Here is a 23,524-nt window from a genome sequence, read left to right as displayed (position 1 = left end):
CTTGAAGTTTGGAGGTTTCGATGAGCAGCAATTTTTTTAAGAGATTCGTGTTTTTTATTATCCCTCTATTTCTGTTCAGTGCTTTACTTGGTTTCATACCATATAAACAAGTCCTTGCGTTTTCCTATCAAGATCAAGAAGAGTTGTTGGCTTATTTACCTTTGAAAAGAGAAAAGACGTTTCAAATAGAGTATACACATTCCATTCACCTCTCGGACGTTCTCGAAACCTATCAGCTATCAAGGGACTCCATTAAGCAAACCGAGCTGGCATATGAAGACTTTGCTGTAGGCATGCCTTCTAATGCAGAGGGAGAGGAAGTCTTTGAAGAAAAAGACGGTGTATATCATATCAAAAATATGAATCGAACATTTGAATATATTGATTTAAGAATAGGGCAGGTTGGAGCCAATCATCGCTTAATCTATAGAAAACAAACTGTATTATTATCACGATTTATTAAGCCGGGAACATGGATCAGAATTTCAACGAAAAAAATTTCCTTTTGGGAGCAATTGGATGGGGTGAATATCAATGGATGATGATAAAGGAAAAGTGCAGTACTTAACAGAGGAAGAGCAGCAGAAACTTTTAGAGAAATACGATCCTGAAGCAGGGACCAGGAAATTAAAAGGCATATTGGGGTATATTTCTTTTTTCGGTCTCTTAGCATTTTCTTTATTCCAATTGTATACAGCCATCTTTGGGGTTTTTACAGCACAAATTCAACGGACGATTCATTTAGGTTTCGCGCTATCTTTAATCTTTTTATTATTTCCTGCAAATCGGAAGAAACGCCAAAAAGGCAAGCTTCAAATAGCATGGTACGATATGATTCTAGCAGTATTAAGTATCGGAGTCGGAGCGTACTGGCCCTTGTTTTTCGACGATTTGGTCATGAATGTCGGTCGTTTAGGTACGTTGGATTTCACGGTTGGTTTACTGGCCATTTTACTGGTGTTAGAGGCAACGAGGCGTGCAGTAGGGATACCTATAACGACAATAGCGGTGCTATTCATTTTATATGGTCTATTTGGTCAATATATGCCTGGTTTCCTTTCGCATCGCGGTCTAACTTTCGAGCGGATGGTCCAAACGATGTTTTTCTCTACAGAGGGGATTTTAGGAACACCGCTGGCGATTTCATCTACCTTCATTTTCCTATTTTTACTATTTGGTGCCTTCCTTATACGAACCGGGGTTGGTCAATATTTCAATGATCTCTCAACTGCGATTGCAGGTAGAAGAGTCGGCGGACCTGCGAAGGTTGCCATTTTTTCAAGTGCATTACAAGGAACCATCAGCGGCAGCTCGGTAGCGAATGTTGTCACTTCAGGGTCATTTACGATTCCGATGATGAAAAATCTGGGTTACAAAAAGGAATTTGCTGGGGCAGTAGAGGCATCTGCTTCAACAGGTGGACAATTAATGCCACCGATAATGGGAGCGGCAGCGTTTCTAATGGTCGAGTTTATTGGGAATGGCATCACGTATTGGGATATAGCAAAAGCAGCCACCATTCCAGCCATTCTTTACTTTACAGGGATTTGGATCATGACCCATTTTGAAGCAAAAAGGCTTGGATTAAGGGGATTGACGAAAGAAGAAATGCCGAACAAGAGAGAAGTGATAAGAAAAGTTTATTTATTGATACCAATCGTTGCTATCGTTCTCCTTCTGATGTCGAATATAACAGTTACACATGCCGCATTGTATTCCATTCTTATCTCGATTATTGTAGGGTTCATTAACAAAGATGTACGGATGAAATTTAGTGATATCATTCATGCCTTAGTAGATGGGGCTCGAACGGCATTGGCAGTAGCGGCTGCAACGGCTAGTGCGGGTATTATCGTAGGGATTGTCACAAAGACAGGACTAGGTCTAAAGCTGGCGAATGGATTAATCGATTTGGCTGGTGGCTACTTAATACCAACACTTATGCTTACAATGGTCGCGGCCTTAGTATTGGGAATGGGGTCACCGACAACTGCTAACTATGTAATTACCTCTACCATTGCGGCACCTGCCATCATTTTACTGGGTGTACCGGATTTATCCGCGCATCTATTCGTTTTCTATTTTGGGATTATTGCAGATATAACACCACCAGTGGCACTAGCCGCTTTCGCAGCAGCCGGGGTTTCTGGTGGAGATCCCTTAAAGACGGGGATCCAATCGTCTAAATTAGCCATAGCGGCCTTTATTATTCCTTACATTTTCGTACTATCCCCACAAATGCTGATGATTGATTCAACTTGGATGGAAGTGGTATGGGTCGTTTTTACGGCAATGACTGGAATGATTGCTATCGGGGCCGGGGTCATCGGTTATTGGATACGCGGAATGCATTGGTTAGAAAGATTCCCAGCCATTATTATCGGCTTACTATTAATTTATCCTGAAACCATTACGGATATCATTGGATTAGCTTCCTTTGCCGTCTTGCTTGCTTTCCAATATTTCAAGAAGCAAGACAAAAGGAACATGCCGACCATTTTAGATAATAATCATAATATTTAGGTAATGGACTGAAGACACTAGACGGTGGCTTTTACCCAACTACATCATTTATCAGTTAAGGAGGTGAGTGTGTAATATGAGGTTGAGCCACCGTCTTTAATTTATATAGTTTATAATTTTGATGTTTAAAAAGTCTGAAGTCTACTTGAGTTATCTCCATGATAAACATAGGAACTGTCTCCAACTTTAGAATCTTAACCAGAAGAAAGGTATAGGTTTTTCTAAGTGAACAGGATTAATATCCGTTTTGAAAGGGGACTTTATATGACCTATTTTAAGAGTTTAATTATAGCTGTTTTCAGTATCTTTTTAGTTGTCTCTACCGTTATTGCAAGTGTGCCCGGGGTAGATAAGTCAATGAAGCAAGGAACAAAAAAGGGAATCGTTTCGGTTTCCCATCCCATAGCAGCGGAAGCTGGTAGAAAGATTTTAGAGCAAGGCGGAAATGCTGTTGATGCAGCAGCAGCCATTCAGCTGTCATTAAATGTAGTGGAACCGATGATGTCGGGAATTGGCGGAGGGAGTTTCATCATGATTTATAGTAAAGAGGAAGATAAAATTACGATGATTGATAGCCGTGAAACAGCTCCAAAAAACGTTACACCTAAACTTTTTCTAGATAAAAACGGAAAAGTTATACCTTTCAGTAAACGTCATATTACAGGAAAGGCGGTAGGGGTCCCTGGAACCTTAAAGGGAATGGAAATGGCTCTTGAGAACTATGGCACGATGAGTTTATCAGAAGTAATAAATCCTGCGATCAAACAAGCGGAAAAAGGAGTGAAAGTAAATTGGTCCGCAGCTCAATATATTGATGAAAATAAAGCGAAGCTTCTAAATAATCCTGCAGCTGCCAAAGTGTTCATTCCCGGGGGAGAACCATTAAAAGAAGGTGATAAGCTCATCCAACCGGATCTTGCCAAGACATTCAAAATTATTCAGAAACAAGGGCCGGATGCACTTTATTCAGGGGAAATCGGTGAAGCGCTTGTCAAGGAAGTTAAAAAACGAGAGGGCGTCATGACCACGGATGATTTGAAAAGGTATGAGGCGAAAGAAAGGGAACCGATTCGATCGAATTATAGGGGATTTGAAGTCGTGGGTGCCGCTTCGCCGAGTTCAGGTAGTTTGACGGTCCAACAAATTTTAGAATTGATGGAAGGGTATGATGTGAAGAAGATGGGAATTAATTCCCCTGAATATCTTCATTATTTAACGGAAGCCATGCATTTGGCATTTGCTGACCGTGCAGCATACATGGCTGATGAAGATTTTTATGAAGTTCCTAAAAAAGGGCTTTTAGATGAGGAGTATATAAAGGAAAGAAGAAAACTAATTAATCCTAATAGATCAACTGCAGAAGTAAAAGAAGGAGATCCATGGGAATATGAAGGAAAAGAACCTTCTTCCATGCCAACTGTGGTGGAGAATCATCCTGAAGGTCAAACCACCCATTTCTCGGTGATGGATAAGTGGGGGAATATGGTGTCATATACGACTACGATTGAACAAGTGTTCGGTACTGGCATAATGGTACCGGATTATGGTTTCATGCTAAATAATGAAATGACAGATTTCGATGCTACACCGGGGGGCGTTAATCAGGTAGAAGCAGGAAAACGCCCTAGAAGCAGTATGTCACCAACTTTTGTCTTAAAAGATGGAAAACCTTTTCTTGCCTTGGGCTCTCCTGGGGGAGCTACCATTATTGCATCCGTGTCTGAGACCATCATGAATGTAATCGATCAGGGGCTACCAATCCAAGAAGCCATCTTATCACCTCGTATATACTCAGCGAACTATCCCACTGTTCGATGGGAGCCGGGAATTGAACAAAATACAAAATTGGAGTTAATGGCAAAAGGTCATGTCTATGAAGAAAAACCTCAGCATATTGGAAATGTGCAGGCCGTCGTATTCGATTATGAAACGGGAAAAATGTATGGTGCGGCGGATAATACGAGAGAAGGAACAGTTCTTGGAGTAGATAAGGGATACTATAAGTCGAAAAAAGCTCCTGAAATTAAAGAAGAGAAGCCAGGTCCATTCACATTAAAAGTAAATGGTGTACCTTTTCCGTATACAGCTAAACAAATGAAGATAATAGATGGTAAGCCTTATATTCAATCGGATAAATTGCTACTTGGTTTAGGCGTAATAGGCACAAAAGATTTAAAGACCTATAAACCAGATCAAAAATCATTCCTACCCGTTTTAAGGGTCGGAAAAGTATCAGGATTTAAAGTGGAGTGGAACGAAGAAGATAAAGTAGTATTATTGGAAAAGGATCCAACTGATTACGAGGATATAGACGATGATGGGTCCATCACCAACTAAGTTTATTAAGAAACCCTCCATTAAAGCCAGCCATGCTTTTATGGAGGGCTTTTTCATGCCCAATGATAAGGAATGGGTTCTAGTAACATGGTCATATAATTGTCCAATTTGAAAAGGAACAAGGAGCAATGAAACAAGGGGGACGATCACTAATTCGTTTTGTTTTTACCTTTGGTGGATAATGTATATAATACGGGTAACAACCAATTGAAGGGAGACTTATTATGAATGAATATAAAGTGACAGTGAAGAATGGAAGTATGGTAATTCTGACGGATGTTATCAAAGCTGAAGATGAAAGGGAAGTTCTAGGTACACTATTGATTAACAGTGAATTGTTCAATCAATCATTTACCGATATTAATATTCTAGAGCGTTAACATAAAATACAGTAGGTGATAGTATGTGTGGACGGTTTACCCTTTTTACGGGCATTGAAGAAATCATTGATCGCTTTGATATACAGGCTGCTTTTAATGAAGAGTACCATGCAAGCTATAATGTAGCTCCGACGCATTCCGTTCTATCTGTCATTAATGATGGTAATAAGAACCGGTTAGGGTATCTCCGATGGGGATTAATTCCGTTCTGGGCTAAGGATGAAAAAGTTGGCTACAAGATGATAAATGCCAGGGCCGAGACAATTGCCGAGAAAGTCAGTTTCAAGAATGCTTATAAAAAGAAACGGTGCTTGATTCTTGCCGACTCCTTTTATGAGTGGAAGAAGGATCCTGAACGTAAAATACCAATGCGGATTAAACTTAAGAATAATGATCCATTTGGAATGGCAGGTCTATGGGAATCATGGAAATCACCGAAAGGTACGGTTTATTCTTGTTCAGTTATCACCACGACGTCAAATGAATTGATGACAAGCATTCATGATCGTATGCCTGTCATTCTTAATCCTGAAGATGAAAAGGTTTGGCTGGACCCAACCATTCAGGATACGAACTATCTCCAACAATTCCTAAAGTCTTTTGATGCCGAACAAATGGAAGCGTTTGAGGTATCATCAGATGTGAATTCTCCTAAAAACAATTCTTCCAACCTAATAGAACGGATTTGTTGAGAACTTTTATTATGTAAAACAATATACGGCATATTTTGATAGAAATCGGTCCATAACAATTCTAGCCTATTGAATTGCTGAAAAGTTGATATAGTTGACAGAAAAAATAAATAATTATCATGCGACAATCCGGTTTAAACCGGTAGTGTTTTCTATTTCAATAAGATAAATGGGAGTGTAGATCATTACTACATTCATCATTCATATCTAGTTAATTCAACCTTAACTCTTGCAGTTAGGGTTTTGTTTTTGCCTATGTAGTAAAATTCAAATCAAGGATGTTCACTGTAATTTAGATACCACACACATATTGAAATGAGTTGTATATGGGACAAGCCTTTAAAATACACTTAGGGAGAACCTCATTAGAATCTTCAAGTGTAACTCCTTTACTTTTGTTAGAGGATGGAAGAGGAGACGGGGCTATTTCCAGTGATGGTAAAATCATGGGCACCTATCTTCATGGCATCTTTCATAATCGTCTGTTTACTAGGTCCTTATTCAATCAAATTCGTCGGGAAAAAGGGTTGGGGTTAGATGAAGTAGAGGATAATGTGCAAAGTGATTCAGAGCGACGAGAGGAAGCGTATGATCTCTTGGCTGCCCATTTGGAAGAAAATATTGATATGGATACAATCTATCAATGGCTGCAAATCGAAAATTAAAAATGACACCTGGAAATATAGATGGTTACATACTCTAGCAGAAGAGAGTCTAGAGTATGTAATTTTGTAATGGAAAGAGCTCTGTTGCCTATACATAGATATAAAACGTTTTATTTTACTGATAGCTTAGTGGTTCTTGGTTATGTAAAAGTAAGTTATGCAGCTTATCAAGTTCTTGGCTTATATGTAAAGTTTTTGGAGCGGTGAATCCATGGTTTAAAGCTGTATAGATTAATTCCTTCCTCAAAATTTCTATTTTTGTATGTAGTAGTTCCATACTTTCCAATGAAAATCCCTCAAGTTCTTATACTTTTTTGTCATGTATCTATTATTACATAAATTAGGATGACTTGCCGGTATTTTGCTTCAAATTGATTTCTACCATCAAAATGCATAAAATAAGGATTAAATTTCCTTTTTTCGGCCATATTAAGTGACAGACCTTTAGTTAATATGGTATGGTGTGTTTTCTACATACTTTATAGAATTAAAAGGATGAGGTGTTTTAATATGAATAAAACAGAATTAGTCACAACTGTAGCAGCACAAGCAGAATTAACAAAAGACGACGCTAAAAAAGTAGTGGATGCATTGTTTGAGACAATCACGACTACGCTAGCTAAAGAAGAAAAAATTCAATTAGTTGGATTTGGTACATTTGAAGTACGCGATCGTGCAGCACGTACTGGTAGAAATCCGCAAACAGGTGAAGAAATACAAATTGCAGCTAGCAAAGTTCCTGCATTCAAAGCGGGTAAAGAATTAAAAGAAGCCGTAAAATAAGGGGTTCCCTTTATTTTCAAATCTCTGGAGTTAGTTAGTCTCCAGAGATTTTTTTGTTTTTTAATTGCTACATAAGTGGATTTTATTGATTTAGAGCATAAAAACAGGCCCTGATTTTCAGGGCCTGTTTATTAGTTTAATTAAAGTTTGTTTACGTTTGTTGCTTGAGGCCCACGTTGACCTGATTCTACTTCAAATTCAACTTCCTGGCCTTCTTCAAGAGATTTATACCCTTCCCCTTGAATAGCTGAGAAATGAACGAATACGTCGTCTCCATTTTCACGCTCGATAAATCCAAATCCTTTGTCACTATTAAACCATTTTACTTTTCCACGTTCCATTTAAGTACCTCCTAGCATGGTAAAACCTGCATTATTATCTTACATCATTATAATATCCATTTTAAAAGCATTTAAACTTAAAAAATAAATTTCCTTCAAATAAAGGTAGATCATTTCTTTACTTTTTCTTCTTATGATGAAGTATTTTTTTGAACGTTATAAAATGAAATGTAATAAATTCCATTCGTAACTGATTTGATAAGTGGTTTAACACCATTATAAAATGTAAACTTTGCCTTGGTATTAGATATTAATAGCGATTCTTGGCAATGGAACAGTGACATTAGCAGGTGACGTCTTATTAAATGCTGGAGATTTCGTCGGATTATTTTATGAATCTGATGGGGTAACTTTAGGAATTGATTTAGGCCGAGATGATAATAGTATTGTTTGGTCAGCTCATCGCCTCATTCAAATTAGAGAAAGACCTTGTTAATAAGCTTCTAATGTTAGGATGATATCCCTTAGTGGGCGATCTTCCTTTTTGTATTTAGGCTAGATAGTATTGGAAAATAGCTATGAATGTGAAAAATGAATGACAATATATAAAATATAAGCAGGAGAAGTAACCCTCTCATTTTGCTTACATATTATACATAATTCAGAGAAATTCAAATTTGCTCTTTCTATATCAGAAGAGGTAAATTGTCATATCAATGTGAAACGTTTTACACTAAATGTCTATAGGAGTGAAAGATTTGCGCCTTATTTTATTATCTGGAGGTTCGGGAAAGCGCCTCTGGCCTTTGTCGAATAGTTCCCGTTCTAAACAATTTTTAAGACTATTGCCATCTGAGCAAAAAACAAATTCAAAAGTATCTATGATTCAACGTGTGTGGAACCAACTGGAAAACGTCAATCTAGCTGATCGTACGATTATCTCCACAAATAAATCTCAGGTTGATATGATAATTAGCCAATTAGGTAATGATGTACCTCTGATTATGGAACCAAGTCGAAGAGATACTTATCCGGCTATTGTTTTAGCCTCTCTATATTTATATTCAGTAGAAAGTGTAGACCCTGAGGAAGTGGTTGGAGTTATGCCCGTCGATCCTTTTGCAGGAGATGAGTTTTTCGAGCATATGATTACTTTAGAGAAGGTTTTGCAACAATCAATGGCTGATTTAGCTTTAGTAGGTATTGCACCTACTTACCCATCAGAAAAGTATGGTTATATAGTTCCTATTGCCTCACAAAATACAAAACATGAAGAAGCTTTTCAAAGAGTGAGTTATTTCACAGAAAAGCCAAATCATGACAAAGCTAAGCAATTGATAAAAGAGGGAGCATTATGGAATGGTGGGATTTTTGCCTTTAAGCTGGGATTTTTATTAAATTATATTAAAACGCAGGGACTTCCACTTAGCTATGCTGAAGTATTTAACCAGTTTAATCGGTTACCGAAAAATAGTTTTGATTATGAAGTGGTTGAAAAATCAAATAATATTATTGTTGTCCCTTATAACGGTGAATGGAAAGATCTTGGAACCTGGAATACTCTTACAGAGGAAATGAAAACGCCGATAGTTGGCAAAGGAAGTATTGGTCCGGATTGTCGAAATGTCCATGTGATTAATGAATTGGATATACCTGTATCTGTTTTGGGTGTTTCAGATCTTGTTGTGGTGGTTAGCCCTGATGGAATTCTTGTTACAGATAAAGAGGCCAGCCAAAGAGTCAAGGAAATTTCTCTTCAAATTGAAGAGCGTCCGATGTATGAAGAGCGTCGATGGGGTTGGTACCATGTATTGGATTATACAAAATTTGATGAAGCCAATGAAGTTCTAACTAAGAGAATTGGTATAACAGCTAATAAAAACATCAGTTATCAGAGACACTTCCATCGTAGCGAAGTCTGGACAATTATCAATGGAACTGGGTTATTTGTTCTTAATGATATAATCCGGGTAGTGAACCCGGGCGATGTTCTTGAAATTCCTTTAGGGGCTGCCCATGGTATTAAAGCACTTACTGATTTGGAAATTATTGAAGTGCAGTGTGGTACGGAACTCATCGAGGAAGACATCCTCCGTATTTTTATGACTTGGGAGGAAGTGGAGGCCAACTGTACACACCTAGAAAAAGAATGACCTCTCAGTTTTGTACAAGTAAATAAACATCAGATTAATAAAAAACGTTAATGGAAGGCTGTGTTTTATTAAATGGAAACTAATGAATTTGTAACCATTGCCATTCTAGCCAAAGAGAAAGCTCACGTTTTGCCCATGTACTTGGACTTAATTGAGAAACAAACTTACCCAGCATCTAAAATTAAACTTTATATACGTACAAATAACAATCGAGATCAAACAGCGGTATTACTAGAACAGTGGGTAGAAAAAGTAAAAGACAAATATTCAGAAATCCATATCGACTCGAGTGATGTAGTGGAGCGTGTACAGGATTTTAGACCACATGACTGGAACCCGGTGAAATTGAGTGTGTTGGCACGTCTCCGACAAGAATCGATTGAATGGGCTTTAGCTAGAGGGACGCATTACTTTGTAGTGGATTGCGATAACTTTATTATCCCGGAAACACTTCAAACGCTTCTAGATACGAGATTGCCAGTAATAGGTCCCCTGTTAAGGAATGGCGATGACCAATTAAGCAATTATTCAAATTACCATTACCTTGTAGATGAAAATGGTTATTACAAACATTCCCCTTTATACTACGATATATTAACTGGGTCAATTAAAGGACTTATTGAGGTCGAGGTAATTCATTGTACGTACTTGGTTCGAAAGGAAGTATTGAATCAAGTCAGTTATTTGGATAATAGTGGACGATTTGAATATGTAATATTTAGTGACAATTTAAGAAAAGCAGGAATCCCCCAGTACATCGATAACCGTCTGAATTACGGAAAACTCACTTTTTGTGATACTGAAGAAGAATTCAAATCAAAAAACATTTCTTTATAGTCCTACTTCCATTCAAAGCAGAAGGTTAATGGTTAGTATGGACGTCTCCCCTCTCCTTAATTAAACTCCAGATATTCAACAGTAATAAATTCATATATAAAGGTTACCTTCTGCTTATTTTTATTGACTGTTATCGTTAAAGCCGAATGATTTTTTTATGTAAACTAAAAAAGCATACGATTTGTAGAAGAAGCAGATGAAAAGTGCAATAATTACTGGGCAGGATGGAGCTTATTTGGCTCGCTTTTTATTAAACAAAGTATATGGGCTAATGGCTCGGAGAAGTACAAGTACAATTTGGAGATTAGCATTTCTGGAAATTCAAGACGAAGTGGAATTAATTGAAGGAGATATGACTGACCTAGCTTATTTAATAAAGGCGATGGAAATTTCCAAGACAGATGAATTGTATAATTTAGCAGCATAGAGTTCTGTTGGAAAATAATAGGAATATCCTATGCTTACAGCAGATGTAACAGGGGTGGTGTCGTCAATTTATTGGAAGCGATATGGTTTACCAATCCTGCCGTAAAGTTTATCAAGCATCGACAAGCGAGATGTTTGGATTGATCCAAGAAGAAAAACAATCCGAATCCACTCCTGATTGCATCTAAATCCACCTTATTTAAAATTTCTTCGATACTATTTGAATCCATGAAATCCAATGACTGTATAGCTTTGCTAATCCGTAAGGACTTCTCGGATAGAAAGCTGGTGAAGTGGGGCTGCAATTAGCGAAGAAAAACAAACTAGCATTAGTACATGTTAGACCCTTTAATCGTTTTGGGACTGGTCAAGCGGAAGGGTTTGTTGTGAGCGATTTTTCAGCTCGAATTGCCAAATAGAATATGGTCTAGCCTAGCCTGTTATTTATGTAGGGGATCTATCTTCACGACGGGATTTCACCGATGTTCGGGATATTGTAAGGGCCTATGCATTATTATTGGAGAGCGAAGTGGAAACAGGAATTTATAATGTAAGTTCAGAGATTCCAAGAAAGGTTGAGGACATTTTGTTGAACTTAATAAGTATTTTGGTACGTGACAACAACATTCAAGTAGATCCAAACAAGTTCAGACATTCCGAAGTACCAATCTTTATTGGCGATTCTTCGAAAATAAATAACTCTGTTCATTGGAAACAGGAACGTGATTTTTATGCTAGTTTGAAAGAGACTTTAGATTGGTGGAGAGCTAAAATTAGGGGGAAAACTGACTTTCCATGGGTTTTCTAAGTGTTCTAATATATCCGCCAAAATAATCGTATCAAAGGTAGCGGTTGGATATGGAAGGTCCGATGATTCAATATTTAGCGTATCGACACGTTCATAATGATTCTTAACAGTACGAGATTAACAATTTCAGGTCTTGGATGAACGTAATAAGTTAGATCAACTTTCCACTTATCAAGAAATCTCTGCCGATTTAAATGATATAAATGTTGGATGTTGATATCTTGATTTGCTGTAAAGGTGGCATGGCCATGATGATGTACAAATGAATCATAGGCTATTCTCAATTGATAACCTTCTATAAGTGTACGAAGACATAAATCGTCATCTTCAAAGGACCCATATTCAAACCGTTCGTCAAAACCACCGATTTTATCAAGCACTTCTTTTTTCACTAGTAAGCAAAATCCTACTAAACGCATGACTTGCTTAGACTTGCCAATATTTTTTTGACAGAAATCCGCTGAAAAATCATCGATACCGTCAATGTCGCTATAATCCACTGCAATTTGCTGTGGGCCACTTACATAATTACTTACGGGTCCGACCATGCCTATTTTTTTGTCACTATAAAGCAAGGTGAGCATGGATTGTAGCCAATTTTGTGTCACGATTGTATCATTATTTAAAAATAAAACCGTATCGCCCGTTGCGATATCAAGCCCTTGGTTACAGCCTTTTGCAAACCCGGCGTTCTTTTCATTGAAGATGGTCTTTAAAGAGGGAATACTTTTTAAATGGTCGACTGTCCCATCTGAAGAGCCATTATCAACGACGATAATTTCTATATCTTTGTCATCGGTATGTTCTTTAATGCTGGTAAGGCACTGTTTGGTTAAAGGTAATTCGTTATATGTGAGAATAACAATACTGGTTTTCAGTATTACCTCCACCTTTCATAGTTAATATTCAATTAAATATATGTGGGCGTTAAAGATTTAGTGAATCCTTCCAGGTGTTCGTTAAGCGATATAGGTGGAAAAGATAGAAATTTCTTAGGGCAAGATTCATGCATCCACCTATAATTCGCACTTGACAAATGGGTTTAATGAGCTTAGTATTTACTTACAATTACTAAGACTGCTGACCAGATTACTGGAGGCTTCCCATTCAAGTGGATGGAAAGCCTTTTACATTTTTATGCCTTTGAATGATTAAATTCATATGGGAACAAAGGACGAATCAAAGGAGGAAAGAAATATTGGGGATATTGCTTGAAAAGACTTTAGAAAAGAAAAAGTTTCTAATTGATCAATTAATAAGTAAAGGCATTTATAAAAAAAATAATATACATCTTTATGAATTAAGGTTATGTGAATTAGAAGAAGAGTATCTTAAAATTCAAATCCAAGAAAATAAATAGATTATGGATGTGGAAATACATGTAGGTATTTTAAATATGTGATAAAAAAGGAGAGGGTTGTGTGGGGGATACGATAAGGAAGGGTATGGAAGAAAGACGAAAAAAGTTAATTAATAAACTGAGTATCGCTTATCAAGATGAAAGCATGGAGCAACTGTTGAAGTTATCTTTAACTGAATTAGAAAATATGCATAGCAAACTTTTGTTAGAATACCATCCACATAATGATGTAGGTTCTCTTCGCTGGTCGAAAAAGAAATAAAGTCATTTTTGTAAACGCTTTCTTACTGTGCCTGGATAGGTAGCATCCATTAAGGATGCTGCTTTATTATTTGTTCCGAACGATGTATTTGCATTCTATTTCGGCTTTCCTTTGTTTTTAAAACCATGTATAGTTATCGTTATATATAATTGAATATTATGAAAGTTCAAATAGAAAGAAGGGGAAGTATGAACTTATCGATTTCTGAAATGTTCATCGGGCAGATTGCAAGGTTGCAACGTACATTTAGTATTTCAGACGTAAGGATATGTAGTGAATTAACAAATGACAATAGCCCGATTTATCAATTGAATAAAGAGGAGTGGAAAAGCAATTACGACCAGCCAGTCATTCCTGGTCTGCTAACGGAAGGGTTAATCACCCAAGTGATTAGTGAAAAACTTCCGGGTAGTGCCTGTGTTTTATTACAAAAGGAATTAATCTTTTATCATCCAGTGCACGTTGGTGATTTAATTACGGCGGAACTTGAAGTAATTGATATTAATATCGATAGAAATTGGGTTACACAAAAGGTCACTTGCTATAATCAAACGGGAATCGAAGTGATTAAAGGACAAGTTGTGATTCTACTCTTAAAAAACGATCAAGTTGTTTTGTGATGTATATGGAAAAAGTGATACATGAATTAAAAAGTTGGGGCTCAATAGAAGTGAACCTAAAAGGGAAAGTACTTGGTGTTAGTCCAGATTTTTTAGAACATTTTAGTGTCATGAAGGATGATGTAATAGGTAAATCAATCATGAATATCATTCAAACCTCTCCGAAAAGTCCTCTAGAAAGTCGTGATTCGAGGAATGTCTTCTCTGGTGTCATTTTTGGCCAGGCGTGTTTTATTAGGATCACTAGAAAAGATCAAAATAACGTTTATCACGTCATCATACGGCAAGAAGAGTTAGAGCATGCCGATTTATCATTTTATGCAAATGCATTGGAAAAGTATAAAAATAGGAAAAAATCCAGTATTGAAACAAATAAGTATGACTTCGAAGGGATTATAGGAAATAGTCCTGCAATCGAACGGATTAAGGAACTGGCGGCTAGAATTGCAATAAGCAATTCAACTGTACTCATAACTGGGGAAACGGGAACAGGAAAAGAACTGTTTGCTCAAGCAATACACGGTTTGAGTACAAGAAAGGCCCACCCTTTCATACCCATAAATTGTGCTGCCATTCCGGACGAATTATTTGAATCTGAGGTCTTTGGGTACGAACCTGGTGCCTTTAGTGGAGCAAAAAAGGAAGGGAAGCCAGGGAAAATAGAATTAGCTCAGAACGGTACGCTTTTCTTGGATGAAATATCAGAGCTTCCTTACCAGGCCCAAGGAAAGCTTTTACGTGTTTTGCAGGAACGGGAAGTAGAAAGACTGGGTGGAACAGGGAGTAAAAATATCGATGTTCGTATTATTGCGGCAACGAATAGGGATTTAAAAACGCTCATACAAGAAGGAAAGTTTCGTCAGGATTTATATTATCGTTTGTATGTGTTTGAATTGAAACTTCCATCATTGAGAGAGCGAAAGGAAGATATTCTTCCATTAGGCTATTATTTTATCAATCACTTCAATAAGATTTTAGGATGTGATGTAAGGGAGATAGATCCCACGCTTCAAGAATGGTTGACTTCCTATAATTGGCCTGGGAATGTCCGTGAGTATCAAGCATTTATCGAACGCGGGATGAATTTTGCTGAGGGGGCGACATTGAAAATGGATTCTTCACTTCTGGCTCCTCACATGAATGTGCGAGACTCATATGACGGCTCAAAAGAAAACGCTTACTTTGGGAGTTTGGATGAAGTGGTAAGAAATGCTGAAGCATTGGCTATCCGGCGTACATTAAAGGAGTGTGGCGGAGATCGTTCTTTAGCCGCTCAAAAACTTAAGATTCATATTGCGAGCTTATACAGAAAAATATCGAAGTATAACCTGAAATAGCATGGTTATTAAATGGTTTTTACACAAAGGGGCTGTCTAATAAGTCCTTATGCCAGTGAATTTCGCAAAAACAAAAAGGCAGAAATGTTGTTAAATCAACGTTTCTGCCTTTTACTATTTATTCAATTTCGGTGTAATTACACCTTTTGGGACAGCCCCTTTGTGTTTCAGTTTTGTATTTCGCATTTCTGTTTTGCAAGTTTGCGAAAAGTAGTAAAACTGATAAAATACTTTTCTTTTAAAACCCTCTAAAGCACAAATCCATCTTGGCACGCATCTTGCAATATAGAATAACAACAAGGGAGAATTCCCTCTTCCTTTTAAGAGGCATGAAACGATATGTAGATTCGTTTTGAACAGTTGATGTTCTTCACCAGACTTACAATTCTGAAAAAAAGGGAGGAATAAGATGATGGATTTTACATTTACGGAAGAACAAGAGCATTTTCGAAAAATGTTGAAGGAATTCGCCAAAGAAGAATTGCTGCCACACTATACTAAGTGGGACCGAGAAGAAGTCACGCCAAGGCATTTGTGGAAGAAGCTTGGTGAATTAGGGGTAAATGGTTTGCGCATCCCCATTGAGTATGGGGGTAGCGGAGCTGACTGCGTCACCACCGGGATTGCTGCTGAAGAGATAGGGCGTGGGGATTTCAATCTAACCTATGCAGTCATGCTGAATGCATTGATTGGCGAAATTATAACCAATCATGCTAGAGAAGAATTGAAAAACGAATGGTTACCCAAGATTGCAAGTGGGGAGAAGATTGTTGGCATTGCCATTACGGAGCCTTCAGCGGGTACAGATGCCGGGGGAATCAAAACAACTGCGGTACATAATGGAAATGTATATGTCCTTAATGGTGAAAAGTCGGGAATAAGTGTAGCGACTTGTGCAGATGCTTTCGTTTTATTCGCCAAGACAGAACCTGATTTGGGGAATCAAGGAATAAGTGCATTCATTGTTCCATCCGATCTTCCTGGAGTGGAATGCAAAGGGTACAAAGACATGGGGAATATACCAATTGGCAGGGGCTCCATTTATTTGAATGATGTTGAAGTTCCAGAGGAGTATATGATTGGACTTCAAAATAAAGGTTTTTCCCAAGTGATGAATGGGTTTGACCTAAGTCGTTTATTAATCGGGCTGCAATGTGTAGGGGCTGCTTCGCAAAGTCTCGATGAGACGATTGAACACGTTAAAGTAAGACAATCTTTTGGTAAACCATTGGCGACATACCAAGGGGTTTCATTCCCCATCGTGACTCATTTTACCCAATTGGAATTGGTGAAATGGCAGGCTTATCGTGGACTTTGGCTTCGTGATCAAGGTTTGAAACATAGTAAAGAATCTGCTTCAGTAAAGTGGTTAGGCCCCAAATATAGTGTGGAAGCCATTCATGAATGCTTATTGTTGAACGGGCACTATGCTTATACGAAGGAAATGCCCTTAGAACAACGTTTGCGGGATGTGATTGGATTAGAGATTGGTGATGGAACTGCACAAGCCAATATGATGGTCATTGCAAAAGACATTATCGGAAAAGAATTCCGGTCTTATTAGAATAGAGGAGGGAGGAATGGATAATTTAAATCGCTATTTTATTGGTCAAATCGCCAGAGTGCAAAAAACCTTTACAGAAGATGATGTGACAGGGTGGAGCTCTCTGACACATGATTACAATGATGTGTATGGTCTTGATATTTCTAAAAGGGATGGAAGGCCCTCAATGGTCCCAGGAATTTTAAGCGAGGGGCTCATCACGGAGGCAATCAGTAAGGAATTACCTGAAGGGCCATGTGTCATCATTCAAAAAGAACTGGTGTTCATTCAACCGGTACAAATGGATAGCACGATTACTGCCGAGATAGAGATCATTGATGTCGATGTACAGCGACATTGGATAACGATGAAAGTGAGATGTATGAATGAACAGCGTATTGACGTCATTCAAGGGAAAATCATGATAAAACTATTAAGTTAGGGAGGAATTAAACGATGGAATTAACTGATGTTTTATATGAAAAAACGGAGGGCATAGCAAAAGTTACGATTAACCGTCCTAAAGTCTACAACGCTTTTCGTGCAAGAACGATCCAGGAACTAATCTGGGCTTTCCGTGACGCATGGGATGATAACAGAATTGGTGCAGTAATTTTGACAGGGACCGGTGAAAAGGCGTTTTGTGTCGGTGGTGATCAAAAAGAAAAAGGAGAAGAAGGAGGGTATGATCATTCCGGTGGCTTAGGAGGTGGGATGGGATTAGAAATTGAAACCCTGCACCAAACCATTCGAAACATCCCAAAGCCTGTCATCGCGGCAGTGAATGGATATGCCATTGGAGGAGGCCATGTCCTACACGTCATCTGTGACTTGACAATTGCATCAGAAACGGCAAAATTCGGGCAAAGTGGCCCAAAAGTAGGGAGTTATGATGCAGGATTTGGTTCTGCGTATCTTGCCCGGATAGTCGGTGAAAAGAAAGCGAGGGAAATTTGGTATTTGTGTGAACAATATTCCGCACAGGAGTCAAAAGAGATGGGACTTGTGAATAAAATCGTCCCTGCAGATCAGTTGCAACATGCGGCAAAAGAATGGGCGATGAAGATTCTTGAGAAGAGTCCGACTGCATTGAAAATGCTTAAGTATTCCTTTAATGCTGATAGTGCAAACATCCAAGGGATATCCCAGTTATCGATGGGTAGTTTAGCGATGTTTTATAACACACCAGAATCAGAAGAAGGAAAAAATGCTTTTCTTGAAAAAAGGCCAGTGGATTTTAAACAATTCAGAAGATGATGAAGGGGATGAACTCTATTGAAATTCGATACGATTTTGAGTCAGGAATATGTGGAAAAATACCAATCTATTTGGCCAAATCGAACGATTCTGGATTATTTACATGATGTGATAGAGAACAATCCGGAGAAGACGGCAATCATTGATAAAAAAAGCCGTTATACGTATAAGGAGTTAGGAAAGCTGGTCGATCGGGTCGCTTTAGGTCTCATTCATATAGGAATGGGAAAGGGAGACGTCATCTCTTTTCAACTACCAAATTGGAATGAATTCATTATTCTCCATTATGCCGTCACTCGGATAGGGGCGATAAGCAATCCCTTGATTCCCATTTATCGTGATAGGGAAATTGGATTCATGGTGGAGATGGCGGAATCTAAGATGATTGTGGTTCCGGATCGTTTCCGTGACTACTATTATCCTGACATGATTGAGAGGCTAGCTCATCGGTGGCCTTCATTAGAGCATGTTTTTGTGGTCGGTGAAGAAGTACCGAATGGAATGAAAGCGTTCTCTTCCCTACTTGAGGAACCATGGGAAGAGCGGATGGATGTTTCCATTCTAGATGCCATCAAGCATGATCCGAACGATATTACAGAAATCATCTTCACCTCGGGAACGACCGGGAGTCCAAAAGGGGTCATGCATACACATAATACGCTTTGTGTATCAACAAATTATTGGATTGACCATCTGCGTTTAACATCGGATGACGTGCTCTTCATGGCATCCACCTTTGCCCATCAAACGGGATTTGGGTATGGTGTGCGGTTACCTACCCATTTTGGAGGTACTGGTGTCTATCAAGACATTTGGAACCCGAATGAGTTTATTGAGTGGATCGAGAAGGAGAAGATAACGTTTACTGCGGGTGCAACACCCTTCCTGCAAGATACCGTTCAATTGGAAGGGATAGAAAGGGGTCATATTCAATCTCTTCGAGCCTTTGTAGCTTTAGGTGCCCCAATTCCTAGACAGCTTGTGAGAGAAGCGAAAGAAAAAGTCCCATTCAAAATATTGTCGGGATGGGGACAAACGGAAAATGGTTTAGTGACATTGACAAGACTTGATGATTCGGAAGAAAAGTTAACGAGTACGGATGGAGCCCCTTTTCCCCATATGGAACTCAAGATAATCGATTTTAAAGGAGAAAGTTGTCCTCCTAATGTAGAAGGTGATTTACTCGCAAGAGGCCCTGCGATGTTTGTCGGGTATCTCAAACGAATGGAAGACACCATAGCGGAACATAAGAATGGTTGGTTCATTACCGGTGACCGGGCGGTAATGGACGAGGATGGATATATCCGAATTTCCGGTAGAAATAAAGACATCATCATTCGAGGCGGAGAAAATATCCCGGTTGCATATGTAGAAAACGTATTATACGAACATCCCGATGTTTCAACCGTACAGGTTATTGCTGTACCTGATACACGCCTTCAGGAAAAAGCATGCGCTTGTATCAGCATGAAACCAGGGAAGGTTCCCATTACAATGGATTCAATGAAGGAATTTCTCTCGAAGAAAGGCTTAGCTAAACAATATTGGCCAGAACAGCTAGAAATTTTGACGGAATTCCCACGTACCCCAAGCGGGAAAATTCAGAAGTTTCGTCTGAGGGAAATGATAAATGAAAAGATTGGAGACAACATTTAAGGCCAGGGTAAATGATCGATTAAAAGAAAATGAAAAAATGGAGGGATTGATATGACTAAACGAGTCGCTTTTATCACGGGGGCAGGAAGTGGCATTGGCAGAGAAATCGCAAAAAAACTGGCTTCAAGAAATATGAGAGTGATTGTGGCAGATATCAATAGTCAGAATGCGGATGAAACGGTTACTTTAATCGAGCGGGAGGGGAATGAAGCTAAATCCGTTTATTGTGATGTAACGAATTTGGATAGTGTAAAAAAAGCTGTGGAAGATTCGGTGGGCCATTATAAAAAGATTGATGTATTGGTCAATAACGCAGGGTGGGACAAGGTAGAACCGTTCTTAAAAAGTGATCCAAGCACGTGGAAAAGACTCATCGATATTAATTTACTCGGCCAAATTCATACGTGTAAGGAAATTTTACCGCTTATGATAGAAAATAATTATGGGAAAGTAGTCAATATTGCTTCAGATGCTGCAAGGGTCGGCTCTAGCGGGGAAGCGGTCTATTCCGCAGCAAAGGGTGGTGTCATTGCTTTCACGAAGACAATTGCAAGAGAAATGGCCCGTTATAAGCTTAACATCAATTGCATTGCCCCAGGACCAGCGGACACTCCATTATTTCAAGAGATTGGTTCGTACAATGAAGGGATCACAGGGGCCTTGGTAAAGGCGATACCATTCCGTCGTTTGGCTCAACCGGAGGATATTGCGGGTGCTGTTGCGTATTTTGTTTCGGATGAAGCGGGATACGTCACAGGGCAAACCCTATCTGTCAATGGAGGATTAACGATGGCTTAACAAGCCCAATGAGTAAGGGTTTTCCTTGTAGAGTTGAATGACCTATAAAGAATGCATGTTTCATAGAATGGAAGGAAACTAGATAGGGAATGACTTATGAAGGGAGTGGATTTTTTGGATTTTGAATTTTCAGACGATGTTACCTTATTAAAACAGGGTATCCGAGAGTTTATTGATAATGAGGTAGAGCCATATGCTATGTTAATTGAAGAAAGTGATGAAATTCCAGAAAGCATTTTACGGAAATCCAAAGAAATTGGTCTATTTGGTCTTAGTATTCCTGAGTCATATGGTGGACTGGGAATTGATATGGTGGGAAAATGTGCCATTCTGGAAGAGCTAGGGAGAACGCATAACGGCTATACCACTGTCATTGGCGGACATACGGGGATCGGTGGCGTCGGAATAGTAGAGATGGGAAATGATGCACAGAAACGAAAATATCTTCCCGATATGGCATCGGGTGAAAGAATCGGGGCTTTTGCTTTAACTGAACCCAGCGCAGGATCGCATGCTACCAATCTTAAAACGACCGCGATTAAAAGAGGTGATAAGTATATCTTGAATGGGAGCAAGCATTATATTACCAATGCGCCTATTGCGGACATTTTTACAGTCATGGCAGTTACGGACCCATCAAAAGGGGCAAAGGGCATCACTTCCTTTATTGTCGAAAAAGATTTTCCTGGATTCCACATAGGAAAAATCGAGAAGAAAATGGGACTTCATGGATCGCATTCTTCAGAGATTTTTTTCGAAGATTGTGAGGTGCCTGTTGAAAATGTTTTGGGTGATGTAGGGCAAGGGTATGTTAATGCATTGAAAATTTTAGCAAATGGACGTGCGGGAATGGCAGCAAGAAACTTAGGTTCGTGTGATAAGTTACTTGAGATGTCGATTGAATTTGCTCATATGCGAATTCAATTCGACAAGCCAATCTTTGAGCAGCAAGTCATTCAACATTACTTGGCCGAGATGGCATTGGATACGGAAGCACTCCGTTCAATGACTTATCGTGTAGCGTGGATGGTAGATCAAAAAAGGAACGTTATTAAAGAAGCAGCCATGGTTAAATTATTAGGGTCGGAAACGTATAATCGGGTGGCAGACAAAGCTCTCCAAATACATGGAGGGATTGGCTATATATCTGAATATCCAATCGAACGTTTTTATCGGGATGCACGTATTACCAGGATTTATGAAGGGACTTCTGAAATTCAAAAAAATATCATAGCGGCACAGCTGCATAAGCAATACCAAAGAAAATCAGGGAGTCAAAGGATAGGGGTATAGAGCTATGGATCTTAACCTTAAGGGGAAAAATGTTTTAATAACGGGTGCAGCCAAAGGGATAGGTAAGGAAATTGCTTTAGCAGCGGCAAGAGCTGGTGCCAATATTGCTCTCCACTACCATGAATCACAGAAAGAGGCAGCAGAAACAGCAGAAAACATTAAAAAATGTGGAGTGAAACTTGTACTTGTACAGGCTGACCTTTCCAGGTTAGAGGAAGTCCAAGAAATGAAAGTGGTCACTAAACGTGAACTGGGAATCATTGATGGTGTCATTAATAATGCAGGATGGACACAATTTAAATCATTTTTTAAATATGAACCGGGTGAATGGAAAAAGGAAATGGAGGTTTGTTTTTATGGAGTCCTTCATTTGGCACATACATTTATGCCGGATATGATGGATAACAATCAGGGCAAATTCATTAATATAGTGGGAGACTCCGCCCGGACTGGTGATAAGAACCTAATCATATCAGGTGCAGCGAGAAGTGGGACTATCTCTTTTCTAAAATCCCTATCCCAAGAAGTAGGCAAGAGCAATGTTCAGTGCAATACCATTTCACTAGGATTAATCGATCAAGGTCAATCATTTGATACCGTCATGTTAGAAAAGCTAATCAAGCAATACCCGATGGGACGATTAGGAAAGGTGGATGACGTGATTGGAATTACCCTCTTTTTGTTGTCCAATTGGTCTGATTGGATAACCGGTCAGGTTATTCCTGTAAACGGAGGACATAGTATGATCGGTTAGAAAATATGCGGGTAACTCTGTATCCTTTAAAGGTGTTCATAAAAAGCAGGCTTCATCATTTTACTAGGCAAAATAACGACCACCCGTGATAACGGGTGGTTTTCTCTGCGGCTGAAAGCCTTTATTACTGACCAGGCCCTAAAGGGCCCCTGATTGGTTCGCCAAATGTACTACTTTTACTGGCCAGACCTTAAAGGCCTTCCACTCACTTCCTTTTCTTTTTCTGTATCTCTTCACCTGTGAATGGATCAATATATTCCATCATACTTAATTGTTCCGCGACTATATCATCTTGTATCTGGTTCCGTATGTATTCTTCTATTACCTTTTTGTTTCGTCCAACTGTATCTACATAATATCCCGTACATCAAAACTTTCGGTTTCCATACCTGTATTTCAAATTGGCATGACGGTCAAATACCATCAAACTACTTTTCCCTTTTAAATAACCCACAAATGAAGATACACTTATTTTTGGTGGAATGCTCACGAGCATATGTACATGGTCTTTACATGCCGTTGCTTCAATGATTTCCACGCCTTTCCTTTCACATAGCGTGCGCAATATTTGACCGATGTCCTTTTTTATCCTTCCGTAAATCACTTGTCTTCTGTACTTCGGTGCAAATACGATATGATACTTACAATTCCAGGTAGTGTGTGCTAAACTATTAGTGTCTTTTGACATAAAACTCCTCCGTGATGCTGATATTTTGGTTGGCGAACCAAAAATATTTTAGCACCATGGGAGAGTTTTTT

Annotated in this window: 25 protein-coding genes and 2 pseudogenes; 23 read left to right on the top strand and 4 right to left on the bottom strand. The window is 38.8% G+C overall.

What is annotated here, in order from left to right; genetic code table 11:
• The first annotated feature begins 20 nt into the window (after nucleotides 1–20).
• From ACIQXH_RS07675 to ACIQXH_RS07650, 6 genes are all read left to right on the top strand, one after another.
• Nucleotides 21–542 (top strand): DUF1850 domain-containing protein, encoded by a 522-nt coding sequence (locus tag ACIQXH_RS07675; RefSeq protein WP_402959164.1) that lies wholly within the window; start codon nucleotides 21–23, stop codon nucleotides 540–542.
• Entirely contained in the window at nucleotides 535–2,523 is a 1,989-nt protein-coding gene (locus tag ACIQXH_RS07670) for a TRAP transporter permease (RefSeq protein ID WP_403122896.1), read from the top strand. The genes ACIQXH_RS07675 and ACIQXH_RS07670 overlap by 8 nt, the downstream gene beginning before the upstream one ends.
• Before the next feature lie 264 nt (nucleotides 2,524–2,787).
• A complete protein-coding gene (gene ggt / locus ACIQXH_RS07665; RefSeq protein ID WP_403080165.1) occupies nucleotides 2,788–4,860 on the top strand; it encodes a gamma-glutamyltransferase in 2,073 nt (690 codons plus the stop codon).
• A gap of 224 nt (nucleotides 4,861–5,084) precedes the next feature.
• Complete coding sequence (locus ACIQXH_RS07660; protein ID WP_402959161.1) at nucleotides 5,085–5,240, top strand: hypothetical protein; 156 nt, start codon at nucleotides 5,085–5,087, stop codon at nucleotides 5,238–5,240.
• Between the two features lie 23 nt (nucleotides 5,241–5,263).
• The gene (locus ACIQXH_RS07655) at nucleotides 5,264–5,932 is read left to right on the top strand and encodes an SOS response-associated peptidase (RefSeq protein ID WP_402872563.1); all 669 of its coding nucleotides are present in this window, start codon (nucleotides 5,264–5,266) and stop codon (nucleotides 5,930–5,932) included.
• Between the two features lie 326 nt (nucleotides 5,933–6,258).
• Nucleotides 6,259–6,597: a hypothetical protein gene (locus ACIQXH_RS07650; RefSeq protein ID WP_403080163.1), complete on the top strand. Its 339-nt coding sequence runs from the start codon at nucleotides 6,259–6,261 to the stop codon at nucleotides 6,595–6,597.
• Between the two features lie 115 nt (nucleotides 6,598–6,712).
• Here ACIQXH_RS07650 and ACIQXH_RS07645 read toward each other — a convergent pair whose 3' ends face one another.
• The gene (locus tag ACIQXH_RS07645) at nucleotides 6,713–6,874 is read right to left on the bottom strand and encodes a Spo0E family sporulation regulatory protein-aspartic acid phosphatase (protein ID WP_402959208.1); all 162 of its coding nucleotides are present in this window, start codon (nucleotides 6,872–6,874) and stop codon (nucleotides 6,713–6,715) included.
• A gap of 233 nt (nucleotides 6,875–7,107) precedes the next feature.
• Here ACIQXH_RS07645 and ACIQXH_RS07640 point away from each other — a divergent pair, with 233 nt between their 5' ends.
• Entirely contained in the window at nucleotides 7,108–7,380 is a 273-nt protein-coding gene (locus ACIQXH_RS07640) for an HU family DNA-binding protein (RefSeq protein WP_402872569.1), read from the top strand.
• A gap of 140 nt (nucleotides 7,381–7,520) precedes the next feature.
• Here the strand turns inward: ACIQXH_RS07640 and ACIQXH_RS07635 are convergent, their stop codons facing one another.
• A complete protein-coding gene (locus ACIQXH_RS07635; RefSeq protein WP_402872572.1) occupies nucleotides 7,521–7,721 on the bottom strand; it encodes a cold-shock protein in 201 nt (66 codons plus the stop codon).
• Nucleotides 7,722–8,419: 698 nt separating this feature from the next.
• Between ACIQXH_RS07635 and ACIQXH_RS07630 the strand changes: the two genes are divergently transcribed.
• From ACIQXH_RS07630 to ACIQXH_RS07610, 5 genes are all read left to right on the top strand, one after another.
• Entirely contained in the window at nucleotides 8,420–9,814 is a 1,395-nt protein-coding gene (locus tag ACIQXH_RS07630; protein WP_402873178.1) for a sugar phosphate nucleotidyltransferase, read from the top strand.
• Between the two features lie 72 nt (nucleotides 9,815–9,886).
• The gene (locus tag ACIQXH_RS07625) at nucleotides 9,887–10,651 is read left to right on the top strand and encodes a glycosyltransferase family 2 protein (RefSeq protein ID WP_402872575.1); all 765 of its coding nucleotides are present in this window, start codon (nucleotides 9,887–9,889) and stop codon (nucleotides 10,649–10,651) included.
• Between the two features lie 196 nt (nucleotides 10,652–10,847).
• Nucleotides 10,848–11,078, top strand: coding sequence for a GDP-mannose 4,6-dehydratase (locus tag ACIQXH_RS07620; RefSeq protein WP_402872577.1), 231 nt, complete (start codon nucleotides 10,848–10,850; stop codon nucleotides 11,076–11,078).
• Nucleotides 11,079–11,160: 82 nt separating this feature from the next.
• On the top strand, nucleotides 11,161–11,265 hold the full coding sequence (locus tag ACIQXH_RS07615) for a GDP-mannose 4,6-dehydratase (RefSeq protein ID WP_402959154.1): 105 nt from the start codon (nucleotides 11,161–11,163) through the stop codon (nucleotides 11,263–11,265).
• A 254-nt stretch (nucleotides 11,266–11,519) separates the two neighbouring features.
• Nucleotides 11,520–11,885, top strand: coding sequence for a GDP-mannose 4,6-dehydratase (locus tag ACIQXH_RS07610; protein WP_403080187.1), 366 nt, complete (start codon nucleotides 11,520–11,522; stop codon nucleotides 11,883–11,885).
• Here the strand turns inward: ACIQXH_RS07610 and ACIQXH_RS07605 are convergent.
• A pseudogene (locus ACIQXH_RS07605) lies at nucleotides 11,865–12,763 on the bottom strand (glycosyltransferase family 2 protein); the annotation flags it as partial. The gene ACIQXH_RS07610 and the pseudogene ACIQXH_RS07605 sit on opposite strands and share 21 nt — an antisense overlap.
• 320 nt (nucleotides 12,764–13,083) lie before the next feature.
• Here ACIQXH_RS07605 and fbpA point away from each other — a divergent pair.
• The 11 genes from fbpA to ACIQXH_RS07550 all read left to right on the top strand — a co-directional run bounded on the left by fbpA (nucleotide 13,084) and on the right by ACIQXH_RS07550 (nucleotide 22,765).
• Nucleotides 13,084–13,245 carry a Fur-regulated basic protein FbpA gene (gene fbpA, locus ACIQXH_RS07600; RefSeq protein WP_402872581.1) on the top strand — a complete coding sequence of 54 codons (162 nt, stop codon included), beginning with the start codon at nucleotides 13,084–13,086 and terminating at the stop codon, nucleotides 13,243–13,245.
• A gap of 61 nt (nucleotides 13,246–13,306) precedes the next feature.
• On the top strand, nucleotides 13,307–13,507 hold the full coding sequence (locus ACIQXH_RS07595; RefSeq protein WP_403080161.1) for a Fur-regulated basic protein FbpA: 201 nt from the start codon (nucleotides 13,307–13,309) through the stop codon (nucleotides 13,505–13,507).
• 188 nt (nucleotides 13,508–13,695) lie between these two features.
• The gene (locus ACIQXH_RS07590; protein WP_402872589.1) at nucleotides 13,696–14,127 is read left to right on the top strand and encodes a hotdog family protein; all 432 of its coding nucleotides are present in this window, start codon (nucleotides 13,696–13,698) and stop codon (nucleotides 14,125–14,127) included.
• Between the two features lie 5 nt (nucleotides 14,128–14,132).
• Nucleotides 14,133–15,464: a sigma-54 interaction domain-containing protein gene (locus tag ACIQXH_RS07585; protein ID WP_403122892.1), complete on the top strand. Its 1,332-nt coding sequence runs from the start codon at nucleotides 14,133–14,135 to the stop codon at nucleotides 15,462–15,464.
• A 409-nt stretch (nucleotides 15,465–15,873) separates the two neighbouring features.
• Nucleotides 15,874–17,028 (top strand): acyl-CoA dehydrogenase family protein, encoded by a 1,155-nt coding sequence (locus ACIQXH_RS07580; RefSeq protein WP_402959150.1) that lies wholly within the window; start codon nucleotides 15,874–15,876, stop codon nucleotides 17,026–17,028.
• 16 nt (nucleotides 17,029–17,044) lie between these two features.
• Nucleotides 17,045–17,449: a hotdog family protein gene (locus tag ACIQXH_RS07575; RefSeq protein ID WP_402872598.1), complete on the top strand. Its 405-nt coding sequence runs from the start codon at nucleotides 17,045–17,047 to the stop codon at nucleotides 17,447–17,449.
• Nucleotides 17,450–17,463: 14 nt separating this feature from the next.
• Nucleotides 17,464–18,264, top strand: coding sequence for a 1,4-dihydroxy-2-naphthoyl-CoA synthase (menB, locus tag ACIQXH_RS07570; RefSeq protein ID WP_402872601.1), 801 nt, complete (start codon nucleotides 17,464–17,466; stop codon nucleotides 18,262–18,264).
• Between the two features lie 18 nt (nucleotides 18,265–18,282).
• Complete coding sequence (locus tag ACIQXH_RS07565; RefSeq protein WP_402872603.1) at nucleotides 18,283–19,920, top strand: AMP-binding protein; 1,638 nt, start codon at nucleotides 18,283–18,285, stop codon at nucleotides 19,918–19,920.
• Between the two features lie 51 nt (nucleotides 19,921–19,971).
• Nucleotides 19,972–20,718 carry an SDR family NAD(P)-dependent oxidoreductase gene (locus tag ACIQXH_RS07560; protein WP_402872605.1) on the top strand — a complete coding sequence of 249 codons (747 nt, stop codon included), beginning with the start codon at nucleotides 19,972–19,974 and terminating at the stop codon, nucleotides 20,716–20,718.
• Nucleotides 20,719–20,832: 114 nt separating this feature from the next.
• Nucleotides 20,833–22,011 carry an acyl-CoA dehydrogenase family protein gene (locus ACIQXH_RS07555; protein ID WP_402872608.1) on the top strand — a complete coding sequence of 393 codons (1,179 nt, stop codon included), beginning with the start codon at nucleotides 20,833–20,835 and terminating at the stop codon, nucleotides 22,009–22,011.
• A 4-nt stretch (nucleotides 22,012–22,015) separates the two neighbouring features.
• Nucleotides 22,016–22,765 carry an SDR family NAD(P)-dependent oxidoreductase gene (locus ACIQXH_RS07550; RefSeq protein WP_402989518.1) on the top strand — a complete coding sequence of 250 codons (750 nt, stop codon included), beginning with the start codon at nucleotides 22,016–22,018 and terminating at the stop codon, nucleotides 22,763–22,765.
• Between the two features lie 205 nt (nucleotides 22,766–22,970).
• On the opposite strand, the pseudogene tnpA reads toward ACIQXH_RS07550, so the two are convergent.
• Nucleotides 22,971–23,453: pseudogene (gene tnpA, locus ACIQXH_RS07545) on the bottom strand (IS200/IS605 family transposase).
• Between the last annotated feature and the right edge of the window lie 71 nt (nucleotides 23,454–23,524).

It is taken from the genome of Peribacillus sp. NPDC097225, assembly GCF_044761955.1.
In the GTDB taxonomy this organism is placed as follows: Bacteria; Bacillota; Bacilli; order Bacillales; family DSM-1321; genus Peribacillus.
Note: the sequence above shows the minus strand (reverse complement) of the source record. Positions and strands in the feature narration are given on the sequence as shown.